Origin of the sequence: Brevundimonas sp. Leaf363, from assembly GCF_001424025.1 — a bacterium.
Classification (GTDB): Bacteria; Pseudomonadota; Alphaproteobacteria; order Caulobacterales; family Caulobacteraceae; genus Brevundimonas.
Genome location: NZ_LMPZ01000002.1, coordinates 1,132,177 through 1,155,523, shown reverse-complemented (window position 1 = coordinate 1,155,523; position 23,347 = coordinate 1,132,177). Strand labels below are relative to the sequence as shown.

The window sequence follows — 23,347 nt, the reverse complement described above, 5'->3', positions numbered from 1 at the left end:
GCAGTTGCATGTGGACGCCTTTCAGGGCGCCGCTATGGTCCCCGGAATGAAGAAGTCGCATCTCAGCGTCGGCGTGGACGTGCCCTGGGTGACCAGCTGGACCGCCGAAGCCATCACCGGCGTCGCGCCCTGCGCCAGCGTCGGCGCCCTGGCCCTGTGCCAGCAAGAGGCGGCCGGCTTCGGCAAACCGGAGTATTCCAAGAACCACCTGCTCCGACAGCGGCTGTCCGTTCAGCGAATGCTGTGCCCGATGTGCGGTGAGCCGACGCAAACGGGCGACCGCTGGACCCAGGTCGCGCGGCGCACATGGGCGGGCAGCCTGAGGCGTGACGCCAACGGCATGGCCCTGCCGCGCGAGATCGAGGACGCCCGCGTCGTGATTGACGCCGGCTCGATCGCACCGCTGCACAAGGCGTGTTCGGACCTGTCGCTGCAGCACTGTCCGCATCTGAAGGCCGACCCGAACGTCAATGTTCAGCCCTTCCCCGAGTTGTGGCTGGTGACGCCTCTGCTGATCCCGGCGACGAATGAGACCGGCGGCGAGCCTCTGCCCGCGGTCGCGTTCCTGCAGCTGGTCGGCGTCACGGAACGGTTGGACGCCGACTGGCGACGCAAGCGCGCGGCGCAGCCGAAGGCGCGCGCCGCCTAGCTTTTTGCCTGGGCCACGCGCCCGCCGCCGCGTTCGATCTGGTCCAGCAGGTCCATGACCGCGTCGTGGGTGTCGGCCTCGCGCGCCGGCTTGTCCCAGCGGATGCGGCTGACCCGCGGGAAGCGCATGGCGACCCCCGACTTGTGCCGGGGCGAGCGCTGCAGGCCCTCGAACGCGATCTCCAGAACCAGGCCGAAATCGCGCTCGGCGCGGACCGAGCGAACGGGGCCAAAGCGTTCGGTGGTGTGGTCGCGCACGAACTTGTCCAGCTGCTTAAGCTCCTCGTCGGTGAAGCCGAAGTAGGCCTTGCCGACCGGCGTCAGCGCCCCCTCCTCCGTCCAGACGCCGAAGGTGAAGTCGGAATAGAAGCTGGATCGCTTTCCGTGCCCGCGCTGGGCGTACATCAGCACGCAGTCCAGGGTGTGGGGATCCCGCTTCCACTTGAACCACGGCCCCTTGGGGCGGCCGGCGACATAGGCGCTGTCCCACCGTTTCAGCATCAAGCCCTCAGCCGCCGCGCCCACCGGCGGATCGGCGCGCAGGATCGCCAGCCCCTCCCACGTCTCGAACGCGACCACCGGCGACAGACTCAGCCGCTCGCCCTGGTGCTCGGCCACTACTCGCTCCAGCCGGGCGCGGCGGTCGCTCAGCGGAAGGGGCCGCAGGTCCTCCCCCGCCTCGGCCAACAGGTCATAGGCGACGATCGCGCAGGGGAAGGCGGTCGTCAGCTTGGCGTCGACGGTCTTGCGGTTCAGCCGCTGCTGCAGGTCGCCGAAGGGTGCGATCTGACCGTCGCGCATGACGACCAGTTCGCCGTCGATGGCCCCCTCGAACGCCAGGGCCTGGATCACGTCGGGAAAGGCGCCGGTGATCTCGTCGCCGTGCCGCGAGTACAGGCGGCAGACGCCGGCCTCGCGCACGGCCTGGACGCGGATGCCGTCCCATTTCCATTCGACCGCATAGTCGGCCGGCGCCATCCTGGCGAAGTCCACGGCCTCGTCGATGGCGACCGCCAGCATGACCTGGCGGAACCGGCCGGGCGCCTCGGTGTCCGGCCGCGGCCCGTGGCCCTCCGCCCAGGCCAGCAGGTCGGCATACGGCGGCTTGACCTCATTCCAGACCTCGACGACGTCGGCGACGGACAGGGGCTCGACGCGCGTGGTCTCTTCGCCGCCGTCCGGGTCGGGCGGCGATGTCAGGACCTCAGGCCGCAGCATCGCCACCGCCGTCCGCGCCAGCTGCGCCGAAAGGCCGATCCGCAGCGCGCCTGTCAGAAGCTTGAGCAGCGCCCAGCGCCCCTTGGGCTCCAGCGCGTCCAGCCACCCCTCCAGAAGGGCCTGAACCTCGGTGCGCTTGGCCTGGCTCAGCGCATCGATGACTTCGGACAGCTCCGGCTCGCGGTTCGGGCGGTAGGACGGGTCGCGCGGCCAGATCAGGGCGACCGTCTCGGCCAGGTCGCCGACGAAGTCGTGGGACCAGCCGAACAGCACCGGATCGACCCGCGACTGCACCGCCTTGCGGATCATCGCCGGCTTGGCGGCGTCGAACGTCAGGCCGCCGGTCAGGGCCGCCAGCGCCCAGCCGCGGTCCGGGTCCGGCGTCGCGCGCAGATAGTCCCGCAGGATGACCAGCTTCGCATTGCGCGAATTGGTCAGGGACAGGCGGTCGAGAAGGTCGGCGAAGGCGCGCATGCGTCGATCTGAACGCGAAGCGTCGCCGTCGTATCCGTTTCCCTACGCCGCCATCGCCTCGCCGGCGGCGGCCATGCCGGCCCGCACGGCGTCGCGGCCGCCCGCGACCCGGCCCATCAGGCCGGCAAGGGCGGCGAAGTCGATCGGCTTGTTCAGATAGGCGTCGGCGCCCGCTTCCAGGCCCGCCGCATGGTCTTCCGAACGCGCCGAGGCCGACAGGACCACGATGGGGGTGTTCTGGTTGACGCCCGCCTGTTCGCGGATCATCCGCGTCGCGGTCAGGCCGTCCATCACCGGCATGTTCACGTCCATGATGATCAGGTCGAACGGCTGCGCCTGCGCCGCGTCGACGCCCTGCTGGCCGTCCTCGGCCGAGACGGTCGCGTGGCTGGCGCTGCTCATCCACGCTTCCAGGATCATGCGGTTGACCGGGTGGTCCTCGACCACAAGCACGCGCAGCTGGGCGCCGCCCTCGATCTCGGCCTCGATCGGCTTGGCCGCCTCGACCTTGGCCCATTCCACGACATCGGCCTCGACCCGCATGACGAAGGTCGAGCCCTCGCCGAGTTTGGAGGTCACGGTGATGTCGCCGCCCATCATGTTGGCCATGCGGCGCGCGATGGTCAGGCCCAGGCCTGTGCCGCCGAAACGGCGCGTCGAGGAGGCGTCGACCTGCGTGAAGGGCTGGAACAGGCGGCTGAGGTCGGCCGGCGAAATTCCGGCGCCCGAATCGGTGACCGAGAACTCGAACGCCACCCGGCGCTCGCCGATCTTCTCGCCGCGCACGACGTACAGGATCTCGCCGCTGTCGGTGAACTTGACCGCGTTGGACAGCAGATTGTGCAGCACCTGGCAGACGCGCAGCGGATCGCCGCGCACCACCGCCGGGATCTCCCCTTCGAAGCGGCTGGTGAAGGTCAGGCCCTTGGCCTCGGCCTGGGCCGCGAACGGCCCGGTGACGCGACCGTGCAGGTCGTCGGTCGAGACGTCGATGACCTCGAACGTCATCTTGCCCGCCTCGATCTTGGTCATGTCGAGAATGTCGTTCAGCAGGCTCAGCAGGTTGTCGCCCGAGTTTCGGATGATCGACAGATATTCCCGCTGTGTGCTCTCCAGCCGCGTCGCCCCCAGCAACTGGGCCGCGCCCAGCACGCCGTTCATCGGGGTGCGCAGCTCGTGCGAGATCACGCCCAGGAAGTTGGACTTGGCGGCGCTGGCGTTATCGGCCTTGTCGCGCGCGGCCTCCAGCTCCTGGATCAGGTGGGCCTGATGTTCCTGGAAGGCGTTGATGCGGGCTTCGCGCATCATGGTCATGGTGACCAGGACGAACAGGCCGGCGGCCGTGAACGGGATCAGGGCCGCGAACGACCAGAAGATCGGCGTGCCCCACAGACTGGCCAGGATGATGGCGGCCGCCGCGCCATAAGGCGACGACACGACCAGCGCCTGTCGGGGCGAGCTTCGAAGCTGGGCGAAGACCAGAACATAGCCGGACATCACCAGGGTGATCGCCAGTTCATGCCCGAACGGCGCGCCCGAGAACCATGCCAGCAACGGCGCGGCGGCCCACGCGGCGGTCGTGGCGGCGGCCACGGCGGGGAAGGCCATGCCCCAGCCGGCGCCGACGCGGGCGCTCAGCCGCTGCTCGAAGGCGCCCCGCAGGGCGCCCGCGCCCAGCGTGACGACGAACCACGCCGCGGCGGTGCGCCAGCCGATGGTGCCCAGCAGGCCCAGCGCCCAGCTGGAGATGATCAGGTACCGCAGGTATTGGGTCTGCAGGATGGCTGCCAGAGCCTGGGCCGCTTCACCGGGACGGGCGACGCCCGCTCCGGTCTCGACCTCGTCTGAACCCACCATCGCGAACCCCTCCGCAACCCACGTCAGACTGCACGGTATCCCGCACCTGCTAAGGCGAGGTGAATGCGCGGATATCGCTGGTCATTCGCCTATTGGGCGGCTTCGGCGGGCGTCAGTGCACGGATCGACAGGGCGTGGATCGGACCGGCCAGCTCTTCCGCCAGTAGGGTGTTCACCGTCCGCTGCCGCTGCACCCGCGACTGGCCGTCGAAGGCGGCCGAGACGATCCGCAGGTTGAAGTGGCTTTCGCCCCCCTCCTTGGCGTCCATGCCGCCTTCGTGGTGATGGCCGGCGTGGCGTCCGCTGTCGTCCTCCAGTTCGATCAGGCTGGGGGCAAGCGCCTGGGTGAGTTTTTCGCGAATCCTGTGCGCGATGGGGCCTTCGGGCATGGGGCGTCCTTGATGGTGACCAAATCACCCCTACACTGGGGGTGATGTCCTCCGCCTTCCAGTACCGACCGCGCTTCACCGACATTCGGGTCAAACCACCCAAGGTCGAGGAAGAAGAGGCGGCAGCCGCCGACGTCCTGGGCCTCAAGCCCGGCGAGAAGCCATGCCAGTGGCCCGACTGCCGCCGTCCCGCGACGGCGCGTGCGCCCAAATCGCGCGAGCGGCTGAACGACTTCTACGAATTCTGCCAGGGTCACGCGGCCGAGTACAACAAGGGCTGGAACTTCTACGCCGGCATGAGCGAGGGCGAGGTCCGCGCCGCCAAGGAAAACGAGGCCATGACCGGCGGCCGCCCGACCTGGGAAATGAAGGCCGGCAAGGGCTCGCGCGAGGCCGCCGCCTTCGCCGCCAAGATGGGCACCGCCAACAACGCCGGCCCCGGCAGCTGGCGCGACAGCTTCGGTCTGTTCGGGCGCAAGGGCGACCAGGCGGCGCGCACGCCGACCGAGGATCGCCGCATCGGCAAGCTGGAACGCACCGCCCTGGCCGACCTGGACCTGGAGCCGGGCGCCGACAAGGCGGCGATCAAGGCGCGCTATCACGAGCTGCTGAAGCGCTTCCACCCCGACACCAACGGCGGCGACCGCGGCGCCGAGGCGAAGCTGCAGCGCGTCATCAAGGCCTGGAAGACGCTGAAGAAAGCCAGCCTGGCCTAGACGACGACCCGCAACGGATGCTGCGGGTTGCGTCGAACGAAATCCGGCACATCTCGAGATCGGGTCGGCAGCTTTTCCGCGTCGGGATGGCCGCGATACGCAGCGAAGCGGAATCCTGCGGCCCAAAGTTGGCGAACCGCCGCCCAGCCGTCGCAGTCTGATGTCTTTGGGGCCTTGAAGTTTCGGCCCATTTCCGCGAGCGCCCGCGAACATTGCGGGCATCGCGCGCCGGCGTCACGCGGCGCCAGCTTCCATGACTTCGCGCAGTGGAAACAGGCATAGGCTGAAAGGTAAGGCGCCCGGGGCGGCCGTGACGTCGGCGCGGCGCGACCCTTCGCGGCCCACCGAATAACCATGCGTTCGACCTTCGTTGGCGACCGGCTCATAGCGAGAGCCTCGGCCCGCCGAGATGCGATGGCAAGCCTGGCCTAGGTCTCAGCCCTCTTCGGCGGTCGAGGCGGTGACCATCGGCTGGGCGGTCTGCTCGGCGAAGTAGCGTTCGATGCCCTGGGCCACGGCGCGCATCATGGCGCGGCGGCTGCGTTCGTCGTTCAGCGCGCGCTCGTCCTCGGGATTGGTGATGAAGCCCATCTCCAACAGCACGGCCGGCACGTCCGGTGCCAGCAACACGGCCAGGCCGGCGTCCCGGTGACTGCGTCGCAGCAGCGGCCGGTTCGCGGCCTCCAGACGGCCCAGCAGCAGCCGGGCGAACTGGGCCGAGCGGTTCTGGGTCGCACGCTGGGTCATGTCCAGAAGGATGCGGTCCACCGACGGATCGCGGCCCGGCAGGTTCAGCTCCTGGCGCCAGTTGTCGCCCCGCGTGAACTCGCGCACGGCGCGGCCCGCGCCCTGATCCGACAGGGTGTAGACCGACGCCCCGCGGGTAGCCGGATCGGCGCCGGCGTCGGCGTGCAATGAAATGAACAGGTCGGCGTCCGCCTGACGGGCCACGGCGACGCGGCGATACAGGGCGACGTAGCTGTCGTCCGTGCGGGTCAGGCGCACGCGATAACGGCCGGTGCGCTCCAGTTCGGTCTTCAGCGCCTGGGCCGCGGCCAGGGTCAGGACGCTCTCGCGCGAACGCGCTCCGCTGGCGCCCGGGTCGTTTCCGCCATGGCCGGCGTCGATCACAATCAGCGGCCGCTCGGTGCGGCGACGCGTCTGCGGAACCGGGATCGTGGCAGGGCGGGCCGCCGGGGCGACGCTGGTGCGTTTCAGGTCCAGCACATAGCGATAGTGATCCACGCCGTCGCCGGGGGGCAGCAGGAACCGGCGCTCGATCTCGGCGCCGCCGGCCAGGGTCAGGTCGATCCGCGCGCCGCCGCCCCCGGTGACCGTATAGGTGCGCACCAGGCCCAGGCCCCCGCCGTTCAGGGCGCGCGGCGGGGCCACGCCGGACAGGCTGAGGATCACGCGCCCCTGACCGCCGTCCTCGATGACGGCGCCGCGCGCGCTGCGGTCCAGGTCGATCACGACACGCGTGCGTTCGGCGTCACCGCCGAATCGAACGGCGCGCACGTCCCCCATGGCGCCGGACGCAAAGCCGCGCCCCGCAGCCAGCGCCACGAAACAGAAGGCCACGAAGGCCACGGCCGTCATCGACCAATCGCGCATACGCCAGCGCGCCATACCCACACACCACCGACCGTACATTCTTACGGAGGCCCACGTTTCTCGTTGCCGGCATCCTGCACGAAGGTGCTGTGGATTGGGTTAAGGCCGGCGCCCTTTTATTTCAGCGCGGCGACGCCTATTGTTGTTTGTCCGCGTTCGATCGCGCCGCCGACCCTCTGCGGAAAGCTGGCGCGCCCCTCGCGGCGATGCTCCCACCAGGACAGCCCGGCCCGGCCGACTTTCCTTCACCCGAATCGCGGCGCCGCCATCCGGCCCGGTCGCGGTTCAGGATCGATGCTTGAACCCGATGGCCCATCCCGCCAGCGCTCCCCAACAGTTTCCGGCCGCAGTTGTCGCCGGCGAGGGGATGATTCGCGCCTGGGCCTTCCCCCACCCTGTTCGGCGAGCCGCCGGAGTCCTGCGAGGGCCCGGCCGAGCGCGCCAGAGAGAGATTTCTGATGTCAAAGACGATGCTGATCGATGCGGCCCATGCGGAAGAGACCCGCGTCGCAATCGTGGACGGACGCCGCGTTGAGGAGTTCGATTTCGAGTCCCGCGGCAAGCGCCAACTGCGGGGCAACATCTACCTCGCCAAGGTCACCCGCGTAGAGCCCAGCCTGCAGGCCGCCTTCGTCGAATACGGCGGCAACCGCCACGGCTTCCTGGCCTTCAACGAAATCCACCCGGATTACTATCAGATCCCGGTCGCCGACCGCGAAGCCATCATGGCCGAGCCGCACGACGACGACGATCATGACGACGATCACGCCCGCGACAGCGACGACGGCGAATCCGAAGGCGGTCTGGCCGAGGAAGAACGCCTGAAGCGTCGCCTCATGCGGCGCTACAAGATCCAGGACGTCATCAAGCGCCGCCAGATCCTGCTGGTTCAAGTCGTCAAGGACGAGCGCGGCGGCAAGGGCGCGGCCCTGACCACCTGGCTGTCGCTGGCCGGCCGCTACTGCGTTCTGATGCCCAACACCGGCAAGGGCGGCGGCATCAGCCGCAAGATCACCAACACCTCGGACCGCAGGCGCCTGAAGTCCGCCGCCGCCGCACTGGACGTGCCGAAAGGCATGGGCCTCATCATCCGGACCGCCGGCGCCAAGCGCACCAAGGCCGAGATCAGCCGCGACTACGACTATCTACTTCGCCTGTGGGAGACGATCCGCGAGACCACCCTGGCGTCCAACGCCCCGGCGCTGATCTACGAGGAAGAGAACCTGGTCCGCCGCGCCGTGCGGGACATGTTCGACAAGGACTTCGACGGCATCCAGGTCGAGGGCCTCGAGGGCTTCAAGGCCGCCCGCGACTTCATGCGCGTGCTGATGCCGTCGCAGGCCAAGAAGATCCACCTGTACCAGGGCTCGCGCCCGCTGTTCGCCGCCTCGGGCATCGAGGACGTGCTGACGGAAATCCACCAGCCGATCGTCCCGCTGAAGTCCGGCGGCTATCTGGTGATCAACCAGACCGAGGCGCTGGTCGCCATCGACGTCAACTCGGGCCGCGCGACGAAAGAGCGGAACATCGAGCAGACGGCCTTCAAGACGAACATGGAGGCCGCCGCCGAGGCCGCCCGCCAGCTGCGTTTGCGCGACCTGGCCGGCCTGATCGTCATCGACTTCATCGACATGGACGAGTCCAAGAACAACCGGACCGTCGAGAAGTGCCTCAAGGACGCCCTGGCCGCCGACCGCGCGCGCATCCAGATGGGCAAGATCTCCAGCTTCGGCCTGATGGAAATCAGCCGCCAGCGCCGCCGCCTGGGCGTGATCGAAGGCGCCACCGAGGTCTGCCCGCACTGCCAGGGCGCCGGGCGTGTCCGCTCGGCCGAGAGCGCCGCGCTGGTCACCCTGCGCGCCGTCGACATCGAGGCCGGCAAGAACGGGGCCGGTTCGGTCAACCTGCGCCTGGCCACCTCGGTCGCCCTCTACATCCTGAACCACAAGCGCGAGTATCTGCAGAGCCTGCTGGTCACGCGCGGCCTGAACGTGGTCATCCTGATCGACGACACCATCGCGCCCGGCGATCACACGATCGAGCGTACCGAGACCAACGAGGACTTCACCCCGCCCGAGCCGACGACGTCGCTGGCCGATCTGGACGACGGCTTCGACGATTCGGCGGTCTTCGATGACGTCGAGGACGACGATGAGGTCATCGAGCAGGACGACGACGCGCTGGATCGCGAAGACAGCGACGACGACGAACCGCGCGAGCGCACCGAGCAGCACGACGGCGACCGCGAAGGCGGCCGCGGCCGTCGTCGCGGCCGGGGCCGCAGCGGACGCCGCGACGAGGCGCCCGTCGCGGTCGAGGACACCGTCAGCCTGGCCGATGTCGAGGACGGCGACGACGACAGCGAGGGCGGCCGCCGCCGCCGCCGGGGTCGCCGCGGCGGTCGCCGGGTCCGCGAGGACGCCAGCGAGCGCGACGGCTTCACCTGGGTCCGCGCCCGCACCCCGTCGCTGGACGATCCCTTCGTCTGGTTCGACCCGCTGAACCCGGAACGGCCCGAGCGCGCCGAGCGGCCCGAGCGTGTTCGCGACGAAACCCAGTCGGAAACCCCGTCGCTGGCTACCGAGGCGGATGGCGAAGCCCGCGAGGGCGGAAGCCGCCGTCGCCGTCGTGGCCGTGGCCGCGGTCGTGGCGGCGCCGGTGGCGATCAGACGGGCGATCTGGACGCCGTCGCATCCGCCCCGCTCACGGACAGCGACGACGTCGTCGTGGAAGCGTCGGACGCCTATGCGGCGCCGGCCGCCGACGTCGCCCCCGTCGAGGTGGTCGAGCCCAAGCGTCGCCGCGTGCGTCGCAAGCCCGCCGCCGACGTCGTCGCGGAAACGGACGTTGCGTCCGAGCCGGACGCCACTGAGGCGGCCGCCGACCCTGTGATCGACGCCGACGCCGACGCCGACGTCTCTGCGCCGATCCCGCCTGAACCGGCCCTGGAGCCCGTCGCCGAGGTCCCGGCTCCCGAGGTCTCAGCCGTCGAGGTCTCGTCCGATCCGGTCGAGACGAGGGACCACACGCCCCACCCGGCCCCGGAAGCGGATCTCAGCGCCATCATCGCCGACGATCCGGCGCAGATCGTCGCGCCCCCCGAGAAGCCCAAGCGTGGGTGGTGGCGTCGGTGATCCGACAGGGCTAAAGTGACAGGATGCGGCGGGGGCCGGACTTGAGGAAATCGCCATGGGTCGGCTTCCCCGTTTCCTGATCGGCATCGGCGCCTTCGCGGCGCTGACGCTTGGCGCGGCCGCGCCGGCGGCCGCCCAGAGCCTGATCCGCGACACCGAGATCGAAGGCATCATCCGCGAGTGGTCGGACCCCGTGCTGGATGCGATGGGCCTGGCGCCCGCCGACGTCGAGATCCTGCTGGTCAACGACGCTGACCTGAACGCCTTCGCCACGCCGGGGCGCCGCATCGGCATCAACACCGGCCTGATCCTGCGCACCCGCTCACCCAACGAACTGCTGGGCGTGATCGCCCACGAGGCGGGGCACGTGAAGAACCGCCACACCCTGCGCACCGGCGCTCAGGACGCGGGAATGCAGCCCTACATCATGAGCATGGCGCTGGGCGCCCTGGCGACGCTGGCGGGCGAGCCGGGCGCGGGCATGGCCCTGATCGGCTCCAGCAGCTATTTCGGGGCCATCGGCGCCCTGCACTACATGCAGGGTCAGGAGGGCGAGGCTGACATCACCGGCGCGCGCGCGCTGGAACGGGCCGGCGAGAGCGGCAAGGGTCTGGTCGACTTCTTCGAGAACTTCCGCTCGCAGGAGGTGTTCTCCGACGCCCGCCGCTACCCCTATTTCCGCAGCCACCCGCTGTCGTCCGACCGCATCGAAGCCCTGCGCCGCCCCGTCGAGGCCGCCGCCCACTACGACCATCGCGACAGTCCGGAGCGTCTGGCCCAGCACGCCCTGATCATCGCCAAGATCCACGGCTTCATGGACCCGCCGAACACGACGCTGCGGGCCTATCCGATGTCGGACACCTCCCTGCCCGCCCGCTACGCCCGCGCCATCGCCTGGTATCGCGACGGCCAGACGGAAAAGGCGCTGACGGCCGTGGAGGCGCTGATCGCCGAGACGCCGGATGACCCCTACTATTGGGAGCTGAAAGGCCAGATCCTGTTCGAGGAAGGCCGCGCGCTGGAGGCCATCGACGCCCACCAGCGCTCGGTGGAGCTTAAGCCCGATGCGCCCCTGCTGCGCATCAACCTGGCCCACGCCATGATCGAAACGAACGATCCGGAGCGCCTGGACGCCGCCATCGACCAGCTGAAGCGCGCCACGGCGGTGGAGGGCGACAACACCCTGGCATGGCGTCTGCTGGCCCAAGCCTACGCCAGTCAGGGCAAGGACGGCGCGGCGCGCCTGGCCTCGGCCGAATACTATTTCGCCATGGGCCGCGACGAACAAGCGACCCAGTTCGCCCTGCGCGCCCGCGACATGCTGGACCGCAGCTCGAACGAATGGCGCCGGGCCACCGACATCGTCCTTGCATCCGGGGCCACCATGAACGACCTGCAGGATCTGGAGCGCCGCCAGGAACGCGAGCGCGCGGGCGACAACTGAGGCTGCATGACCGACGACACCACACCGCCCGAAACGACCGCCGAAACCAGCCGGCCTAAGCCGCAGTATCTGTCATGGGCAGCCGTCGGCCTGTCCGTCGTGGCGCTGGGACTGGCGGCGGCGCCCTATCTGTCCGGCGGCGATTTCGGCGGCAAGGTGCGCGCCTATCTGGTCGCCCATCCGGAGGTATTGGACGAGGTTGTCGCCGCCCGGCAGGCCAAGGCCGACGCCGGCACGGCTGACCAGATCAACGCCGCCGCCCGCGCCAACCCGGCCCTGCTCGCCGTCGACGCCCGCGACCCCGCCATCGGCCCGGCGAATGCGAAGGTGACGGTGGTGGAGTTCTTCGACTTCCGCTGCCCGGGCTGCAAGGCGACCGCGCCGGGCGTGCTGGAGATGATCCAGAGCCACCCGGACGTGCGCTTCGTCTTCAAGGACTGGGCGATCATCGACCGCGGCGATCCGACCGGCCCCAGCCACTACGCCGCCCGCGCGGCCCAGGCCGCCAATCGCCAGGGCAAATACCTGCCGGTCTTCACCGCTCTGATGGCCGAGCCGCAGCTAACCCCCGCCTCCATCGATCAGATCCTGGTCGAGAACGGCGTCGACCTGGCTCAGGCCAAGGCTGTGATGGCCAGCGCGGACGTCTCCGCCCACCTGGCCGCCACCGACGCGGCGGCCCTGGCGCTGAGGCTGCAGGGCACGCCGACCTTCTTCATCAACGGCGTGGCCAGCACGACCATCGAACCGGCGGACGTCACCCGCCAGATCGAGGCGGCGAGACGCTGACTACCGCAGCACGCCGCGCTTGCGCATGGCATGGGCGTACCAGACCAGCAGACCGGCGATGATGACGATGACCACCGGCATGACGATCATACCGACGCCCATGGTCTTCAGCATGTCCGACAGGAAGGCGCAGTAGATCAGGCTGATCACCGCCGCCGCGACCGACGCAGCCCAGACCTCGAACGTCCAGCGACGACGCAGCAGCAGCAGGATCGACCCGGCCAGCCCGCCGAACACGCCCACGAACCAGACGATCCACATCCAGTTCGGATAGGTCTGCATCAGGGCGATAGCCTGCTCGGCCATGCCCATCTGGCGATAGTATTCCTCGCCTCGGATCGCCGAGTTTACGAAGTCGAACGCGCCGAAGCCGTTCCACAGCAGGGACACCACGCCGATCACCCACAGATGCCACGGCGTCTTCGTCGTCAGGCCCAGTTCCGTCATCGTCCCCTCCAAGGAATGGATGGCCGAACACTGATCGCCTAGGGCTTGGAAGTAAACCAGCAGGGGGTGAGCGCTGTCTGAGCCGATTTCGCCCATTCGACGTACCCGCCGCCCGAACCCGTCATCGTGACGCGTGGCCCGAAACTACTCTCACTGCTGGCCGTGGTTCGGATCGTATACAGGTCCGCATCCGCCAAGGGCGCGGGCGGAGGGCGAGGTGTCACGGCCTGAAGATCAGGCTGTTGGAGCGATAGCCGATCCACGTCTCCCAACCTGGCCACCACGCGGTGGATTTCGGGGCAGGTGTCCGAGTTCGCCTCGAACTGCCCGGTTGGATAACTCGGAACCGGTGGCCAAAGCCCCGCATCGCGCGGCCACCCCCGGTAGCGCGCCACCCAGTATCGACGCCTTGGAATGTCCGAGGAGGTGCTGTCCCAGACCATCTCGAATAGGACCTGGTTCAACAATGCGCCATCGCCGGTTCGGTGGATCACCTCGATGGCTGGATATCCGCCCAAGCCCGAAGGGACGATGGTCTCGTACTGTTCGCGAGGCTGGGGTTCAGGCCATGCCGTCTGTTCGCCGTCCGGCCTAGTGACAGCAATGGCCGCAGCCAGCGCGGCGACCCAATCAATCACCACCGCCCTCCCCCTGCATTCGCGCCCGCATCTCGGCCCAGCGTTCCAGCCGTTCCTTGATCTTGGCCTCGTGCCCCTCGCCCTTGGGCTTATAGAAGACGCGGCGTTCCATCTCGTCGGGGAAGTAGTTGGCGCCCGAAAAGCCTTCGGCGGTGTCGGGGTCGTACTGGTAGCCCTGGCCGTAGCCCAGCGACTTCATCAGCTTGGTCGGGGCGTTGCGGATATGGGCCGGCGGCATCAGGGAGCCGGTTTCGGACGCCGCCCGCTTGGCCGCCTTATAGGCCTCGTACACCCCCACAGACTTGGGCGCGGTCGACAGGTGAACGACCGCCTGGGCGAGGGCGAGCTCGCCTTCGGGGCTGCCCAGGAAGTCGTATGTGTCCTTGGCCGCATTGGCGACCAGGATGGACAGGGGATCGGCCTCGCCGATGTCCTCGACCGCCATCCGCACGATGCGCCGCGCCAGATACAGCGGGTCCTCGCCGCCGTTCAGCATCCGCGCCAGCCAGTATAGCGCCGCGTCCGGATCGGACCCGCGCACAGACTTATGCAGAGCTGAGATCAGATTGTAGTGCTCCTCGCGCGACTTGTCGTAGGCGGGCGCGCGGCGCTGCAGCGTGCCGGCCAGCGCCTGAACGTCCAGCACGGGCTCCTCTGGCAGGGCGAACAGCGTCTCGGTCATGGTCAGCAGATAGCGGCCGTCGCCGTCCGCCAGCGCCAGCAGCGCCTGCCGCGCCTCGGGCGTCAGCGGTAGAGCCCGCCCCTCATGCGCCTCGGCCCGCGTCAGCAGCTGGTCCAGCGCCACATCGTCCAGCCGCTTCAGCACGAAGACCTGCGAGCGCGACAGCAGGGCTCCGTTCAGCTCGAAGCTGGGGTTCTCGGTCGTCGCCCCGACCAGCGTGACCACCCCCTCCTCCACGAAGGGCAGGAAGCCGTCCTGCTGGGCGCGGTTGAAGCGGTGGATCTCGTCCACGAACAACAGGGTGGACTGCCCGGCCGCCCGCCGCGTCCGCGCGGTCTCGAAGGCTTTCTTCAGGTCCGCGACGCCGCTGAAGACCGCGCTGATCTGCTGATACTGATAGCCCGCCGCCTGGGCCAGCAGGCGCGCGATGGTGGTCTTGCCGGTCCCGGGCGGCCCCCAAAGGATCATCGAACCCAGACGGCCCGAGTCCACCATCCGCCGGATGGGACCGCCCTCGCCCAGCAGATGATCCTGGCCCACCACCTCGCCCAGCGCGCGCGGCCGCAGCCGGTCGGCCAGGGGTGCGTCGGGCGGATGCACGCCGGCGGCTTCGAACAGGTCCGTCATATGTGTCTTCTAGGCCGTCGTCAGATCGGTTTCACGCGTTAGAATACCCTCTTCCCCTCGGAGTTCGTCATGACCGACGCCCATCCCGACCAAGGCCCGACGCAAGGCGTGACGCCTCACCTGATCATTCCGTCTCGCGGCGGTCTGGCGGCGCTGGAGTTCTACGCCCGCGCCTTCGGCGCCGAGATCAGGGACCAGCGCCTGGCCGAGGACGGCGAGCGCCTGATGCACGCCCACCTGATCATCAACGGCGCCAGCGTCATGCTGCACGACGAGTTTCCCGAGTATGGACACGAGGCCGACATCACGCCCAAGGGCATGACCCTGCACCTGCAGGTCGACGACGCCGACGAATGGTGGAACCGCGCGGTCATCAACGGCGGCGTCCCCATCCTGCCCCTGGCCGACCAGTTCTGGGGCGACCGCTACGGCCAACTGCGCGATCCGTTCGGTCACAGCTGGTCGATCGGCAGCCCGATCAGGAAGTAAGGGCGCGAGACGCTCTCCGCCCGCTGGGCGGAGACAGCGAGCGCAGCGAGCAGAGGCGGGCAAGTTCAGGGCGCGTCTTTATCCTCGGGCCCGCCTCTGGCGCCTTCGGCGCCTGTCTCCGCCCAGGGGGCGGAGAGCGTTCGGGAAGCTACCGAACCCGCCCGGTAATCCGCTGGCCGCGCCGCTCGATGGTCACCTCGTCGCCTCGCTGGACGTTGGTCAGCGCGTTGGTGGCCGTCACCGCCCGGCCGTTCAGCGACACGATCAGATCGCCGGTCTGCAGGCCGATGCGGTTCGCATAGCTGCCGCGCTGGATGCGGGCGATGATGACGCCGGACGCGAACGGATCGCCGCCCAGGCTGTCGGCCAGCGCCGGGTTGAGGCCCAGCACCTGCGCGCCGGTCAGGGCCCCGGATGAGATCGTCGTCGCTCGCTCCAGGTCCGCATTGCCCGGCAGCCGCTCGACCCGCGCTCGCACCGTCTGACTGCGGCCGTCGCGCAGCAGGGTGATCTCGGCCGTCTCGTTCGGGTCATGCGCCCCGACGCGGAAGTTCAGGCCGCCCTGGTCGTTGACCTCCTGGCCGTCGACGGCGGTGATGATGTCGCACTCGCGAATGCCGGCCTTGGCCGCCGGCCCGTTGGCGTAGACATCCGAGACGACCAGCCCTTGAGGCCGCTCCAGCCCCAGGCTGCGGGCGATGTCGGCCGACACCCCCTGCCCCTTCACGCCCAGCCACGGCCGCACCACGGCGGTCGCCCCGCCCACGGCGCTGTCCACCACACGCTTCACCATCGAAGCCGGAATGGCGAAGCCGACGCCGGACGAAGAGCCGCTGCGCGAGAAGATGGCGGTGTTGATGCCGATCAGGTCGCCGTCCATGTCGACCAGCGCCCCACCGGAGTTGCCCGGATTGATGGCCGCGTCCGTCTGGATGAACGAGCCCGAGTCCGAAATGCCCGTCTCGGTCCGGTTCAGGGCCGAGATGATGCCGTTTGTCACCGTCTGGCCGACGCCGAACGGATTGCCGATGGCCAGCACCAGGTCGCCGACCTGCTGCTGCTCGCGGTCATCGATGTTGAGGGTCGGCAGTCGCTCGCCCACGCCTTCCAGCTTCAGCACCGCGATGTCCGAACGCTCGTCGGCCAGGACGACGGTCGCGGAATACTCGCGCCGGTCGTTCAGGGTGACGCGGATCTGCTGGGCGTTTTCGATGACGTGGTTGTTGGTCACCACGATGCCCTCGGACCGGACGATGACGCCCGAGCCGATGGATTCGGCCACGCGCTGCTGGGGCATGCCGCCGCCGAACATCTGAAAGAAGGGGTCGGCCTGAATCCGCTGGACCGTGCGGGCCGAGATGTTGACCACGGCGGGCGCGGCCGAGCGCACCACGGGGGCGAAGCTGGACTTCATACCCTGGGCGTCCGACGGCACGACGCGGTTGGCGTCGGCGAAGACCTCGTCCTGGGCGCGGGAGGGATCGGAACGGCCGCAGGCGGCGAGGGCCAGAACGGCGGCGACGGCGAGGGTCGAGGGCTTCATCAGGTCTCGGAGCTTGAGCATGGGCGGGCGCATTTGCCTCCGGCTTTTCGGCCGGATCATGGCGGCGCCGAGCCCCCTAAGCGGCCGGCGACTGCTGCGGTTCCCGCGCACCGAACCGGGCGATCAGGATGGCGATCAGCATCACCCCCGCGGCGATGAAGAAGGCCAGGCCCGGATGCGGGATCACGGCCTGCGGCCCGGCCGACAGGGTGTAGATCCAGCCGAAGAACAGCGGCGACATGACCCCGGCGATCGACCCGACGCTCATGCTCGCGCCCTGCAACTGGCCCTGCTCGTCCTCGCCCACCCGCCGCGTCATCAGCGACTGCAGCGTCGGCATGGCGACGCCCCACAGGGCGTTGGGCAGCATGGCCGCGATGAACAGCCAGGGCGTCGGCGCCCAGCCCATCATGGCCAGTCCGACCGTGCCGCCCATGAAACCCAGGATCATCGTCCGCCGGTCGCCCAGCCTGTCGACGATGCGTCCCGTCAGGCCCGCCTGGACCACCATGTCCATCGCCCCGACCATGGCCAGCAGCAGCCCCACCTGCCACGGCCCCCAACCGTAGCGCAGCGCCGCATACAGCACGAAGACGGTCGAGAAGACGTGGTGCGAGAAGTGCAGCAGGAAGGTCACGACCGCCAGCGACGTCAGGTCTGCATGCCGCCGCAGCAGGATCAGCGACCCGATCGGATTGGCTCGCGCCCAGCTGAACTTCATCCGCTTGTCCTTCGCCAAGCTCTCCGGCAGCACAAAAGCCCCGTACAGGAACGCCAGCCCCGACATCACCGCCGCCGTCCAGAAGGGCGCGCGCGGCCCCAGCTCGCCGATGAACCCGCCCAGCACCGGCCCCAGCACGAACCCGCCCGAGAAGGCCGCGCCGATCAGCCCATAGGCCCGCGCCCGCTTCTCCGGCTCGGTGATGTCGGCCATATAGGCGTAGACGGTCGTGAAGCTGGACGACGTCACCCCCGCGATCAGTCGCCCGACCGCCAGCCACCACAGGTTCGGCGCCACCGCCATCAGCACATAGTCGATGGCCAGCCCGGCGCAGCTGAGCAGGATCACCGGCCGCCGCCCATACTGGTCAGACAGCGACCCGATCACCGGCGACGCGACGAACTGCATCCCCGCCCAAAGCGCGACGAACACGCCCGTCCAGACGCCCGCCTGCGCGTTCGACCCGACGAAGCCCTCAATCAGCTGCGGCAGCACCGGGATGATCAGCCCCATCGCCACGATGTCGAGGCAGGCGGTGATCAGGATGAAGGCGAGCGCGGCGCGCCCGTGATGGAGCTTGAACATCGTTCGCCTCGTGGGGAAGCGCTTTTAGCCCTCCCCTGCGCCGCCGTCTCCCCACCCGTCTTCGTCATTCAGGGAGCGAGCGTAGCGAAACCCGGAGCCCGGGAGTTTGCACTCTAGGGTCGAACCGTCGGCCGACGCACTCAGTCGCTCGTGTTCCGGGTTCCGCTTGCGCGGTCCCGGAGTGACGTTCAGTCCTTGCGCGGCCCGACATTGCTTAAGCTTAATCCACGACGGCCTCGGGGCGGCTGGACGGACGGTTCCTGTCCGGCCAATCTCCCCGCCATGAACGCTGTCATCGAGACCCGCGGCCTGACCAAGACCTACGGGACCGTCCACGCCCTGGCCGGGCTGGACCTGACCATTCCGAAGGGCGGGGTCTATGGCGTGCTCGGCCCCAACGGCGCCGGCAAGTCGACCCTGTTCCGGGTGTTGCTGGGGCTGATCAAGCCGACCTCCGGCGAGGCGCGGATCATGGGCGGCGCCGTGGGCGACGTGGCCGCCATGCGCCGCATGGGCTCGATGATCGAGACGCCGCGCTTCCCGCCCTTCCTGACCGCGCGCGAAGTTCTGACCTGGCTGTCGCTGGAGCACGGCCTGGGGCCCAGGGCCGAGATCGCATACTGGCTGGAGCGTGTCGGCCTGACCGAGGCGGCCGACCGGCGCGTGCGCGGTTTCTCGGTCGGCATGCTGCAACGGCTGGGCGTCGCCGCCGCCCTGATGACCCGGCCGGAGCTGGTCATCCTGGATGAGCCGACCAGCGGCATGGATCCGCCCGGCATCCAGGAGATGCGCGCCCTGATCCGCAGCCTGGCCACCGACGACGGCGTCACCGTCGTCCTGGCCAGCCACCAGCTGCTGGAGGTCCAGCGCGTCTGCGACCGCGTCGCCATCCTGAACAGGGGCAAGCGGGTGCGCGAAGGCGCGGTCACCGAACTGACCGCCACGGGGGAACGCCTGCGCCTGATCGTCAGCCCGCGCGAGCAGGCCCTGACCATCGTCGGCCCTGGCGCCACGGCCGAGGGCGAGGCTCTGCTGGTGCCCGTGCCGCGCGCCGACGCCCCCGTCCTGATCCGCCGCCTCGTCGAGAGCGGCGTCGACATCACCGAGGCGCGCTGGGTCGGCACTGACCTCGAAAGCGTCTTCTTCACCGAGACCGGCGCGGTCCAGACCGTGGAGCCCGACCATGCTGGCTGACGCCGTCCTCGCCGAAGGCTACCGCCTGCTCCGCAGCCGCACGACCTGGTTCTGGAGCGTCTTCTTCGTGCCGATCCTGGCGCTGGTGTTCAGCGTCATCGGCAACGCGATCCTCAAGGCCATGATGATGGCGGCGCAGGCGAAGTCGCAACCGTTGGCGCCACAAGTCCAGATGGCCCTGCAGCCCAGCATCGACATGGGCCAGGGCTTGCTGGAGGTCGCCGGCGGTCTGGCCGGACCGGCGACCCTGCTGTTCGTCCTGATCGGCGCGGCGACGCTCTACGCCGGCGACTATCGCTGGGAGACGTGGCGGCTGATCAGCGCGCGCAACACCCGCCCCAACCTGATCCTGGGCAAGGTCGCGGCGCTCAAGATGCTGACCCTCGTCGCGATGCTGGTGCTGGCCGTCGCCGGCGTCGGCCAGCTTCTGATCAAGGCCGCCATCCTGGCCACCCCCATGACCTTCACCTTCAGCGGCGGCGACTTCGGCCGCCTGGCGCTGCTGTTCCTGCTGTCGTTCTGGCGCATCGTGCAGTTCACCATGCTGGGACTGCTGGTCGCGGTAGCCAGTCGCTCGCTTCTGGCGGCGCTGTTCGTGCCGATCGTGGTCGGCGTCGCCCAGGTCTTCTCGCCCTTCGCCCTGGCCCAGTTCGGCCTGTCGGGCGACAGCTGGATCGCGCTGGCCATCAATCCTGGCGGCGCGATGGATGTGCTGAAGGCCGAGATCGTCGGTGGCACGGCCGCGCAACTGGCTTCGAACCGGGCGGTGATCAGCGCGATCATCAGCCTGCTGATGTGGATGTTCCTGCCGCTCGCGGCGGCCATCGGCTGGTTCAACCGGCAGGACCTTTCGAAAGAATAGGCGGCGGCTCCCCCTGGTCCGCTCGTCCCGGCGGAAGCCGGGATCCCGTCCTTTGGCCGAGGCGGCGACGGCCTACCGAGCCCACGCAGCTCATGCGCGGCGCCGGCTTCCGCCGCATGCAAAGGGAGGGGCTACCCCAGCGCCTTCTCCATGAAGACGTTCGCCCGCGCATAGGGCGTCGGCTGCGGCGGCAAGTGCAAGAAGCCAAAGGCTTCATACAGGGCGATGGCGTGCGTCTGTGCGCTGTTGGTCTCCAGATACAGGCGCGGCGCGCCCGCCGCCCGCGCATGGCCCTCGCACGCTTCCAGCAATCGCCGGCCCAGCCCCTGCCCGTGCGCCGCCGCGTCGACGGCCATCTTTCCGACCTCATAGCCGCCGTCGGCCATCCGCATCAGCGAACAACAGCCGACCGCCGCGCCGTTCCGCTCCACGATGAAGACGGCCCCGCCCTTCGACAGGATCGCCTCCTCCGGATCGCCCAGCACCAGATCGTCCTTGGGCTCGATCGCGTATCCGCCCGCCCGGATCCAGTGCTCGTTCAGCGCGCGCCATGCGGCGGCGTGGTCGGCTCGAAAGGGGACGATGGCGACGGTCATGCCTCGCTCTACATCCCTTCCTCGCTCTCGTCATTCCGAGGCGAGCGAAGCGAAGGCCTCGAACTCAGGGGATCAGGCTCAAGACGGGATGTATCGATCGTCTTACACAGTCACCTGGGTTCCGGACTCCGCTAATCGGCCCCGGAATGGCGGCGGGGGGAAATGCAAAAGGGGCGGCCGGATCGCTCCGGCCGCCCCTTCAATGTGCTGGGTCGTTTGACCTGGCCTAGGCTTCGTCGTCGCCTTCGATGGCGTAGACCGGACCGGAGTCCAGGCCCTTGGCGTCGGAGTCGCGATCGACGAACTCGATCACGGCCATGGCGGCGTTGTCACCGTGGCGATAACCGGCCTTCATGATGCGGATGTAGCCGCCCTGACGTTCGGCGTAACGCGGGCCGATCGTTTCGAACAGCTTGCCGACTTGCGGCACGTCACGGACGGCGCTGATGGCCTGACGACGCGCGTGCAGGTCGCCGCGCTTGGCCAGCGTCACCAGCTTTTCGACGAACGGCCGCAGTTCCTTGGCCTTCGGCAGGGTCGTGGTGATCTGCTCGTGCTTGATCAGCGACGCAGCCATGTTGGCGAACATGGCGGTGCGATGGCTGGCCGTGCGGCCGAGTTTGCGATGGGCGGCGCCGTGGCGCATCGGGGTCTCTCCTACTCAGGCCTGGTTTCCGCATCCGCGGACCTGGGCCCCTTCCTTCTAACCAGCCCCTCTGACGAAGGGCCGGCCGGGTTGAAACTAGATCTGGTCGTCGAACTTCTTGGCCAGGTCTTCGATGTTCTCGGGCGGCCAGTTCGGCACGTCCATGCCGAGGCTGAGGCCCATCGTCGCGAGAACTTCCTTGATCTCGTTCAGCGACTTGCGGCCGAAGTTCGGGGTGCGAAGCATTTCGCCCTCGGTCTTCTGGATCAGGTCGCCGATGTAGACGATGTTGTCGTTCTTCAGGCAGTTGGCCGAACGGACCGACAGCTCCAGTTCGTCGACCTTCTTCAGCAGGGCCGGGTTGAACGGCAGGTCGGGCTTGCCGTCCGCCGCTTCGACCGCCTTCTTGGGCTCTTCGAAGGTGATGAAGATCTGCAGCTGGTCTTGCAGGATGCGCGAGGCGTAGGCCACCGCGTCAACCGGCGAGACGGCGCCGTTGGTTTCGACTTCGAGCACCAGCTTGTCATAGTCCAGCGACTGGCCCTGACGGGTCGGCTCGACGCGGTACGCGACCTTCTTGACCGGCGAATACAGGGCGTCGACGGCGATCAGGCCGATCGGCGCGTCTTCCGGACGGTTGAACTCGGACGCGACATAGCCCTTGCCGTTCTGGACGGTCAGTTCCATGCGCACGGTCGCGCCGTCGTCCAGCGTGCAGATCACGTGGTCGGGGTTCAGCACTTCGATGTCCGACGGGACGTCGATCTGGCCGGCGGTCACGGCGCCGGGGCCGGTGGCCTTCAGCGTCATGCGCTTCGGACCCTCGGCATGCATGCGCAGGGCCAGTTGCTTAATGTTCAGGACGATGTCGACGACGTCTTCACGCACGCCTTCCAGCGACGAGAACTCGTGCACGACGCCATCGATCTGGATCGCGGTGACGGCGGCGCCTTGCAGCGACGACAGAAGGACGCGGCGCAGGGCGTTGCCGAGCGTCACGCCGAAGCCGCGTTCCAGCGGCTCGGCCACCAGGCGGGCCTTGCGCTGGGAGTCCGAGCCCAGCTCGATCTGCGGCTTCTCGGGACGGATCAGCTCTTGCCAGTTACGTTCGATCATATGTGTCCCTCGGAACGGAGTTCGTCGATCCCCCGCCTCGTCAGGCCAGGTCGGGATCGGCGTATGTGAGTGTCTCTCGGCTGAGAGCCGAGCGATCGATTAGACGCGGCGACGCTTGGGCGGACGGCAACCGTTGTGCGGCATCGGCGTGACGTCGCGAATGGTCGTGATGGTCAGACCGGCGGCCGACAGGGCGCGCAGGGCCGATTCACGGCCGGAACCCGGGCCCGACACATTGACTTCCAGCGTCTTCACGCCGTGTTCCTGCGCCTTCTTGCCCGCGTCTTCAGCAGCCATCTGGGCGGCGTACGGGGTCGACTTGCGCGAACCCTTGAAGCCCATGTGGCCGGCCGACGACCAGCTGATCGCGTTGCCCTGGGCGTCCGTGATCGTGATCATCGTGTTGTTGAAGGACGCATTCACGTGGGCGACGCCCGAAGTGATGTTCTTGCGCTCGCGCTTCTTAACGCGACCCGGTTCCTTGGCCATGTGTCAGCTCTTACTTCTTCTTGCCGGCGATCGGCTTGGCGGGACCCTTGCGGGTGCGGGCGTTGGTGTGCGTGCGCTGGCCGCGGACCGGCAGGCCCTTGCGGTGACGCAGGCCGCGGTAGCAGGCCAGGTCCATCAGACGCTTGATGTTCATCGACGTCTCGCGGCGCAGGTCGCCCTCGACGGTGTGATCCTTGTCGATCGTCTCGCGGATCTGCAGCACTTCGGCGTCGGTCAGTTGGTTGACGCGGCGGGCGGACTCGATGCCCACCTTGCCCACGATGTCCTTGGCGGCGGCCGGGCCGATGCCGTGGATGTACTGCAACGCGATTTCGACGCGCTTGTTGGTCGGAATGTTGACGCCAGCGATACGGGCCACGAAAGTCTCCAGATGCGCGTTAGCAGACGCAGAAACCGCTCCGGTCAACA

General features: G+C 68.7%; 21 protein-coding genes. 8 read left to right on the top strand and 13 right to left on the bottom strand.

Annotation, left to right across the window (positions count from 1 at the left end; all coding sequences use genetic code 11):
• The first annotated feature begins 46 nt into the window (after positions 1–46).
• A complete protein-coding gene (locus tag ASG17_RS08755) occupies positions 47–649 on the top strand; it encodes a hypothetical protein (protein ID WP_056101909.1) in 603 nt (200 codons plus the stop codon).
• Here the strand turns inward: ASG17_RS08755 and ASG17_RS08750 are convergent.
• From ASG17_RS08750 to ASG17_RS08740, 3 genes are all read right to left on the bottom strand, one after another.
• Entirely contained in the window at positions 646–2,340 is a 1,695-nt protein-coding gene (locus ASG17_RS08750) for a cisplatin damage response ATP-dependent DNA ligase (protein WP_056101904.1), read from the bottom strand. The genes ASG17_RS08755 and ASG17_RS08750 overlap by 4 nt on opposite strands.
• Before the next feature lie 42 nt (positions 2,341–2,382).
• Complete coding sequence (locus ASG17_RS08745) at positions 2,383–4,197, bottom strand: ATP-binding protein (protein WP_056101899.1); 1,815 nt, start codon at positions 4,195–4,197, stop codon at positions 2,383–2,385.
• 89 nt (positions 4,198–4,286) lie between these two features.
• A complete protein-coding gene (locus ASG17_RS08740; RefSeq protein WP_056101896.1) occupies positions 4,287–4,586 on the bottom strand; it encodes a BolA family transcriptional regulator in 300 nt (99 codons plus the stop codon).
• A 44-nt stretch (positions 4,587–4,630) separates the two neighbouring features.
• Between ASG17_RS08740 and ASG17_RS08735 the strand changes: the two genes are divergently transcribed.
• Entirely contained in the window at positions 4,631–5,302 is a 672-nt protein-coding gene (locus ASG17_RS08735; protein ID WP_056101893.1) for a J domain-containing protein, read from the top strand.
• Between the two features lie 435 nt (positions 5,303–5,737).
• On the opposite strand, the gene ASG17_RS08730 is transcribed toward ASG17_RS08735, so the two are convergent.
• Positions 5,738–6,916 (bottom strand): N-acetylmuramoyl-L-alanine amidase, encoded by a 1,179-nt coding sequence (locus ASG17_RS08730; RefSeq protein ID WP_235560391.1) that lies wholly within the window; start codon positions 6,914–6,916, stop codon positions 5,738–5,740.
• A gap of 458 nt (positions 6,917–7,374) precedes the next feature.
• On the opposite strand from ASG17_RS08730, the gene ASG17_RS08725 reads away from it, so the two are divergent.
• Genes ASG17_RS08725 through ASG17_RS08715 form a run of 3 tightly spaced genes read left to right on the top strand, consistent with a single transcriptional unit; the run spans position 7,375 to position 12,283 of the window.
• Entirely contained in the window at positions 7,375–10,050 is a 2,676-nt protein-coding gene (locus ASG17_RS08725; protein WP_056101889.1) for a ribonuclease E/G, read from the top strand.
• A 55-nt stretch (positions 10,051–10,105) separates the two neighbouring features.
• Positions 10,106–11,494: a M48 family metalloprotease gene (locus ASG17_RS08720; protein WP_056101886.1), complete on the top strand. Its 1,389-nt coding sequence runs from the start codon at positions 10,106–10,108 to the stop codon at positions 11,492–11,494.
• A 6-nt stretch (positions 11,495–11,500) separates the two neighbouring features.
• A complete protein-coding gene (locus ASG17_RS08715; RefSeq protein WP_056101884.1) occupies positions 11,501–12,283 on the top strand; it encodes a thioredoxin domain-containing protein in 783 nt (260 codons plus the stop codon).
• Here the strand turns inward: ASG17_RS08715 and ASG17_RS08710 are convergent, their stop codons facing one another.
• Positions 12,284–12,730 carry a hypothetical protein gene (locus ASG17_RS08710; protein ID WP_156367782.1) on the bottom strand — a complete coding sequence of 149 codons (447 nt, stop codon included), beginning with the start codon at positions 12,728–12,730 and terminating at the stop codon, positions 12,284–12,286.
• Between the two features lie 630 nt (positions 12,731–13,360).
• The gene (locus ASG17_RS08705; RefSeq protein ID WP_056101878.1) at positions 13,361–14,677 is read right to left on the bottom strand and encodes a replication-associated recombination protein A; all 1,317 of its coding nucleotides are present in this window, start codon (positions 14,675–14,677) and stop codon (positions 13,361–13,363) included.
• Positions 14,678–14,746: 69 nt separating this feature from the next.
• On the opposite strand from ASG17_RS08705, the gene ASG17_RS08700 reads away from it, so the two are divergent.
• Positions 14,747–15,166: a glyoxalase/bleomycin resistance/extradiol dioxygenase family protein gene (locus ASG17_RS08700; RefSeq protein WP_056101875.1), complete on the top strand. Its 420-nt coding sequence runs from the start codon at positions 14,747–14,749 to the stop codon at positions 15,164–15,166.
• Between the two features lie 148 nt (positions 15,167–15,314).
• Here ASG17_RS08700 and ASG17_RS08695 read toward each other — a convergent pair whose 3' ends face one another.
• Positions 15,315–16,709, bottom strand: coding sequence for a Do family serine endopeptidase (locus ASG17_RS08695; RefSeq protein WP_056103325.1), 1,395 nt, complete (start codon positions 16,707–16,709; stop codon positions 15,315–15,317).
• Positions 16,710–16,785: 76 nt separating this feature from the next.
• Positions 16,786–18,015: a TCR/Tet family MFS transporter gene (locus ASG17_RS08690; protein ID WP_056101871.1), complete on the bottom strand. Its 1,230-nt coding sequence runs from the start codon at positions 18,013–18,015 to the stop codon at positions 16,786–16,788.
• Between the two features lie 282 nt (positions 18,016–18,297).
• On the opposite strand from ASG17_RS08690, the gene ASG17_RS08685 reads away from it, so the two are divergent.
• Together ASG17_RS08685 and ASG17_RS08680 are read left to right on the top strand one after the other, a co-directional pair.
• Complete coding sequence (locus tag ASG17_RS08685) at positions 18,298–19,209, top strand: ABC transporter ATP-binding protein (protein WP_056101868.1); 912 nt, start codon at positions 18,298–18,300, stop codon at positions 19,207–19,209.
• Positions 19,199–20,071, top strand: a complete 873-nt coding sequence (locus tag ASG17_RS08680) for an ABC transporter permease subunit (protein WP_056101865.1) — start codon at positions 19,199–19,201, stop codon at positions 20,069–20,071. The genes ASG17_RS08685 and ASG17_RS08680 overlap by 11 nt, the downstream gene beginning before the upstream one ends.
• A 131-nt stretch (positions 20,072–20,202) precedes the next feature.
• Here ASG17_RS08680 and ASG17_RS08675 read toward each other — a convergent pair whose 3' ends face one another.
• The 5 genes from ASG17_RS08675 to rpsM form a co-directional block, all read right to left on the bottom strand.
• Positions 20,203–20,667: a GNAT family N-acetyltransferase gene (locus tag ASG17_RS08675; protein WP_056101862.1), complete on the bottom strand. Its 465-nt coding sequence runs from the start codon at positions 20,665–20,667 to the stop codon at positions 20,203–20,205.
• A 226-nt stretch (positions 20,668–20,893) separates the two neighbouring features.
• Positions 20,894–21,313, bottom strand: a complete 420-nt coding sequence (gene rplQ / locus ASG17_RS08670; protein WP_056101859.1) for a 50S ribosomal protein L17 — start codon at positions 21,311–21,313, stop codon at positions 20,894–20,896.
• 96 nt (positions 21,314–21,409) lie between these two features.
• Positions 21,410–22,429 (bottom strand): DNA-directed RNA polymerase subunit alpha, encoded by a 1,020-nt coding sequence (locus ASG17_RS08665; RefSeq protein ID WP_056101856.1) that lies wholly within the window; start codon positions 22,427–22,429, stop codon positions 21,410–21,412.
• Between the two features lie 99 nt (positions 22,430–22,528).
• Positions 22,529–22,918, bottom strand: coding sequence for a 30S ribosomal protein S11 (gene rpsK, locus ASG17_RS08660; protein WP_056101854.1), 390 nt, complete (start codon positions 22,916–22,918; stop codon positions 22,529–22,531).
• Between the two features lie 10 nt (positions 22,919–22,928).
• Positions 22,929–23,297, bottom strand: a complete 369-nt coding sequence (gene rpsM, locus ASG17_RS08655; protein WP_056101849.1) for a 30S ribosomal protein S13 — start codon at positions 23,295–23,297, stop codon at positions 22,929–22,931.
• Positions 23,298–23,347: the final 50 nt, after the last annotated feature.

Excerpts from the sequence above, each read along its gene's own strand:
- ASG17_RS08755 (WP_056101909.1), top strand. The coding sequence starts at position 47 with ATGAAGAAGTCGCATCTCAGCGTCGGCGTGGACGTGCCCTGGGTGACC.
- ASG17_RS08750 (WP_056101904.1), bottom strand. The coding sequence starts at position 2,340 with ATGCGCGCCTTCGCCGACCTTCTCGACCGCCTGTCCCTGACCAATTCG.
- ASG17_RS08745 (WP_056101899.1), bottom strand. The coding sequence starts at position 4,197 with ATGGTGGGTTCAGACGAGGTCGAGACCGGAGCGGGCGTCGCCCGTCCC.
- ASG17_RS08740 (WP_056101896.1), bottom strand. The coding sequence starts at position 4,586 with ATGCCCGAAGGCCCCATCGCGCACAGGATTCGCGAAAAACTCACCCAG.
- ASG17_RS08735 (WP_056101893.1), top strand. The coding sequence starts at position 4,631 with ATGTCCTCCGCCTTCCAGTACCGACCGCGCTTCACCGACATTCGGGTC.
- ASG17_RS08730 (WP_235560391.1), bottom strand. The coding sequence starts at position 6,916 with ATGCGCGATTGGTCGATGACGGCCGTGGCCTTCGTGGCCTTCTGTTTC.
- ASG17_RS08725 (WP_056101889.1), top strand. The coding sequence starts at position 7,375 with ATGTCAAAGACGATGCTGATCGATGCGGCCCATGCGGAAGAGACCCGC.
- ASG17_RS08720 (WP_056101886.1), top strand. The coding sequence starts at position 10,106 with ATGGGTCGGCTTCCCCGTTTCCTGATCGGCATCGGCGCCTTCGCGGCG.
- ASG17_RS08715 (WP_056101884.1), top strand. The coding sequence starts at position 11,501 with ATGACCGACGACACCACACCGCCCGAAACGACCGCCGAAACCAGCCGG.
- ASG17_RS08710 (WP_156367782.1), bottom strand. The coding sequence starts at position 12,730 with ATGACGGAACTGGGCCTGACGACGAAGACGCCGTGGCATCTGTGGGTG.
- ASG17_RS08705 (WP_056101878.1), bottom strand. The coding sequence starts at position 14,677 with ATGACGGACCTGTTCGAAGCCGCCGGCGTGCATCCGCCCGACGCACCC.
- ASG17_RS08700 (WP_056101875.1), top strand. The coding sequence starts at position 14,747 with ATGACCGACGCCCATCCCGACCAAGGCCCGACGCAAGGCGTGACGCCT.
- ASG17_RS08695 (WP_056103325.1), bottom strand. The coding sequence starts at position 16,709 with ATGAAGCCCTCGACCCTCGCCGTCGCCGCCGTTCTGGCCCTCGCCGCC.
- ASG17_RS08690 (WP_056101871.1), bottom strand. The coding sequence starts at position 18,015 with ATGTTCAAGCTCCATCACGGGCGCGCCGCGCTCGCCTTCATCCTGATC.
- ASG17_RS08685 (WP_056101868.1), top strand. The coding sequence starts at position 18,298 with ATGAACGCTGTCATCGAGACCCGCGGCCTGACCAAGACCTACGGGACC.
- ASG17_RS08680 (WP_056101865.1), top strand. The coding sequence starts at position 19,199 with ATGCTGGCTGACGCCGTCCTCGCCGAAGGCTACCGCCTGCTCCGCAGC.
- ASG17_RS08675 (WP_056101862.1), bottom strand. The coding sequence starts at position 20,667 with ATGACCGTCGCCATCGTCCCCTTTCGAGCCGACCACGCCGCCGCATGG.
- rplQ (WP_056101859.1), bottom strand. The coding sequence starts at position 21,313 with ATGCGCCACGGCGCCGCCCATCGCAAACTCGGCCGCACGGCCAGCCAT.
- ASG17_RS08665 (WP_056101856.1), bottom strand. The coding sequence starts at position 22,429 with ATGATCGAACGTAACTGGCAAGAGCTGATCCGTCCCGAGAAGCCGCAG.
- rpsK (WP_056101854.1), bottom strand. The coding sequence starts at position 22,918 with ATGGCCAAGGAACCGGGTCGCGTTAAGAAGCGCGAGCGCAAGAACATC.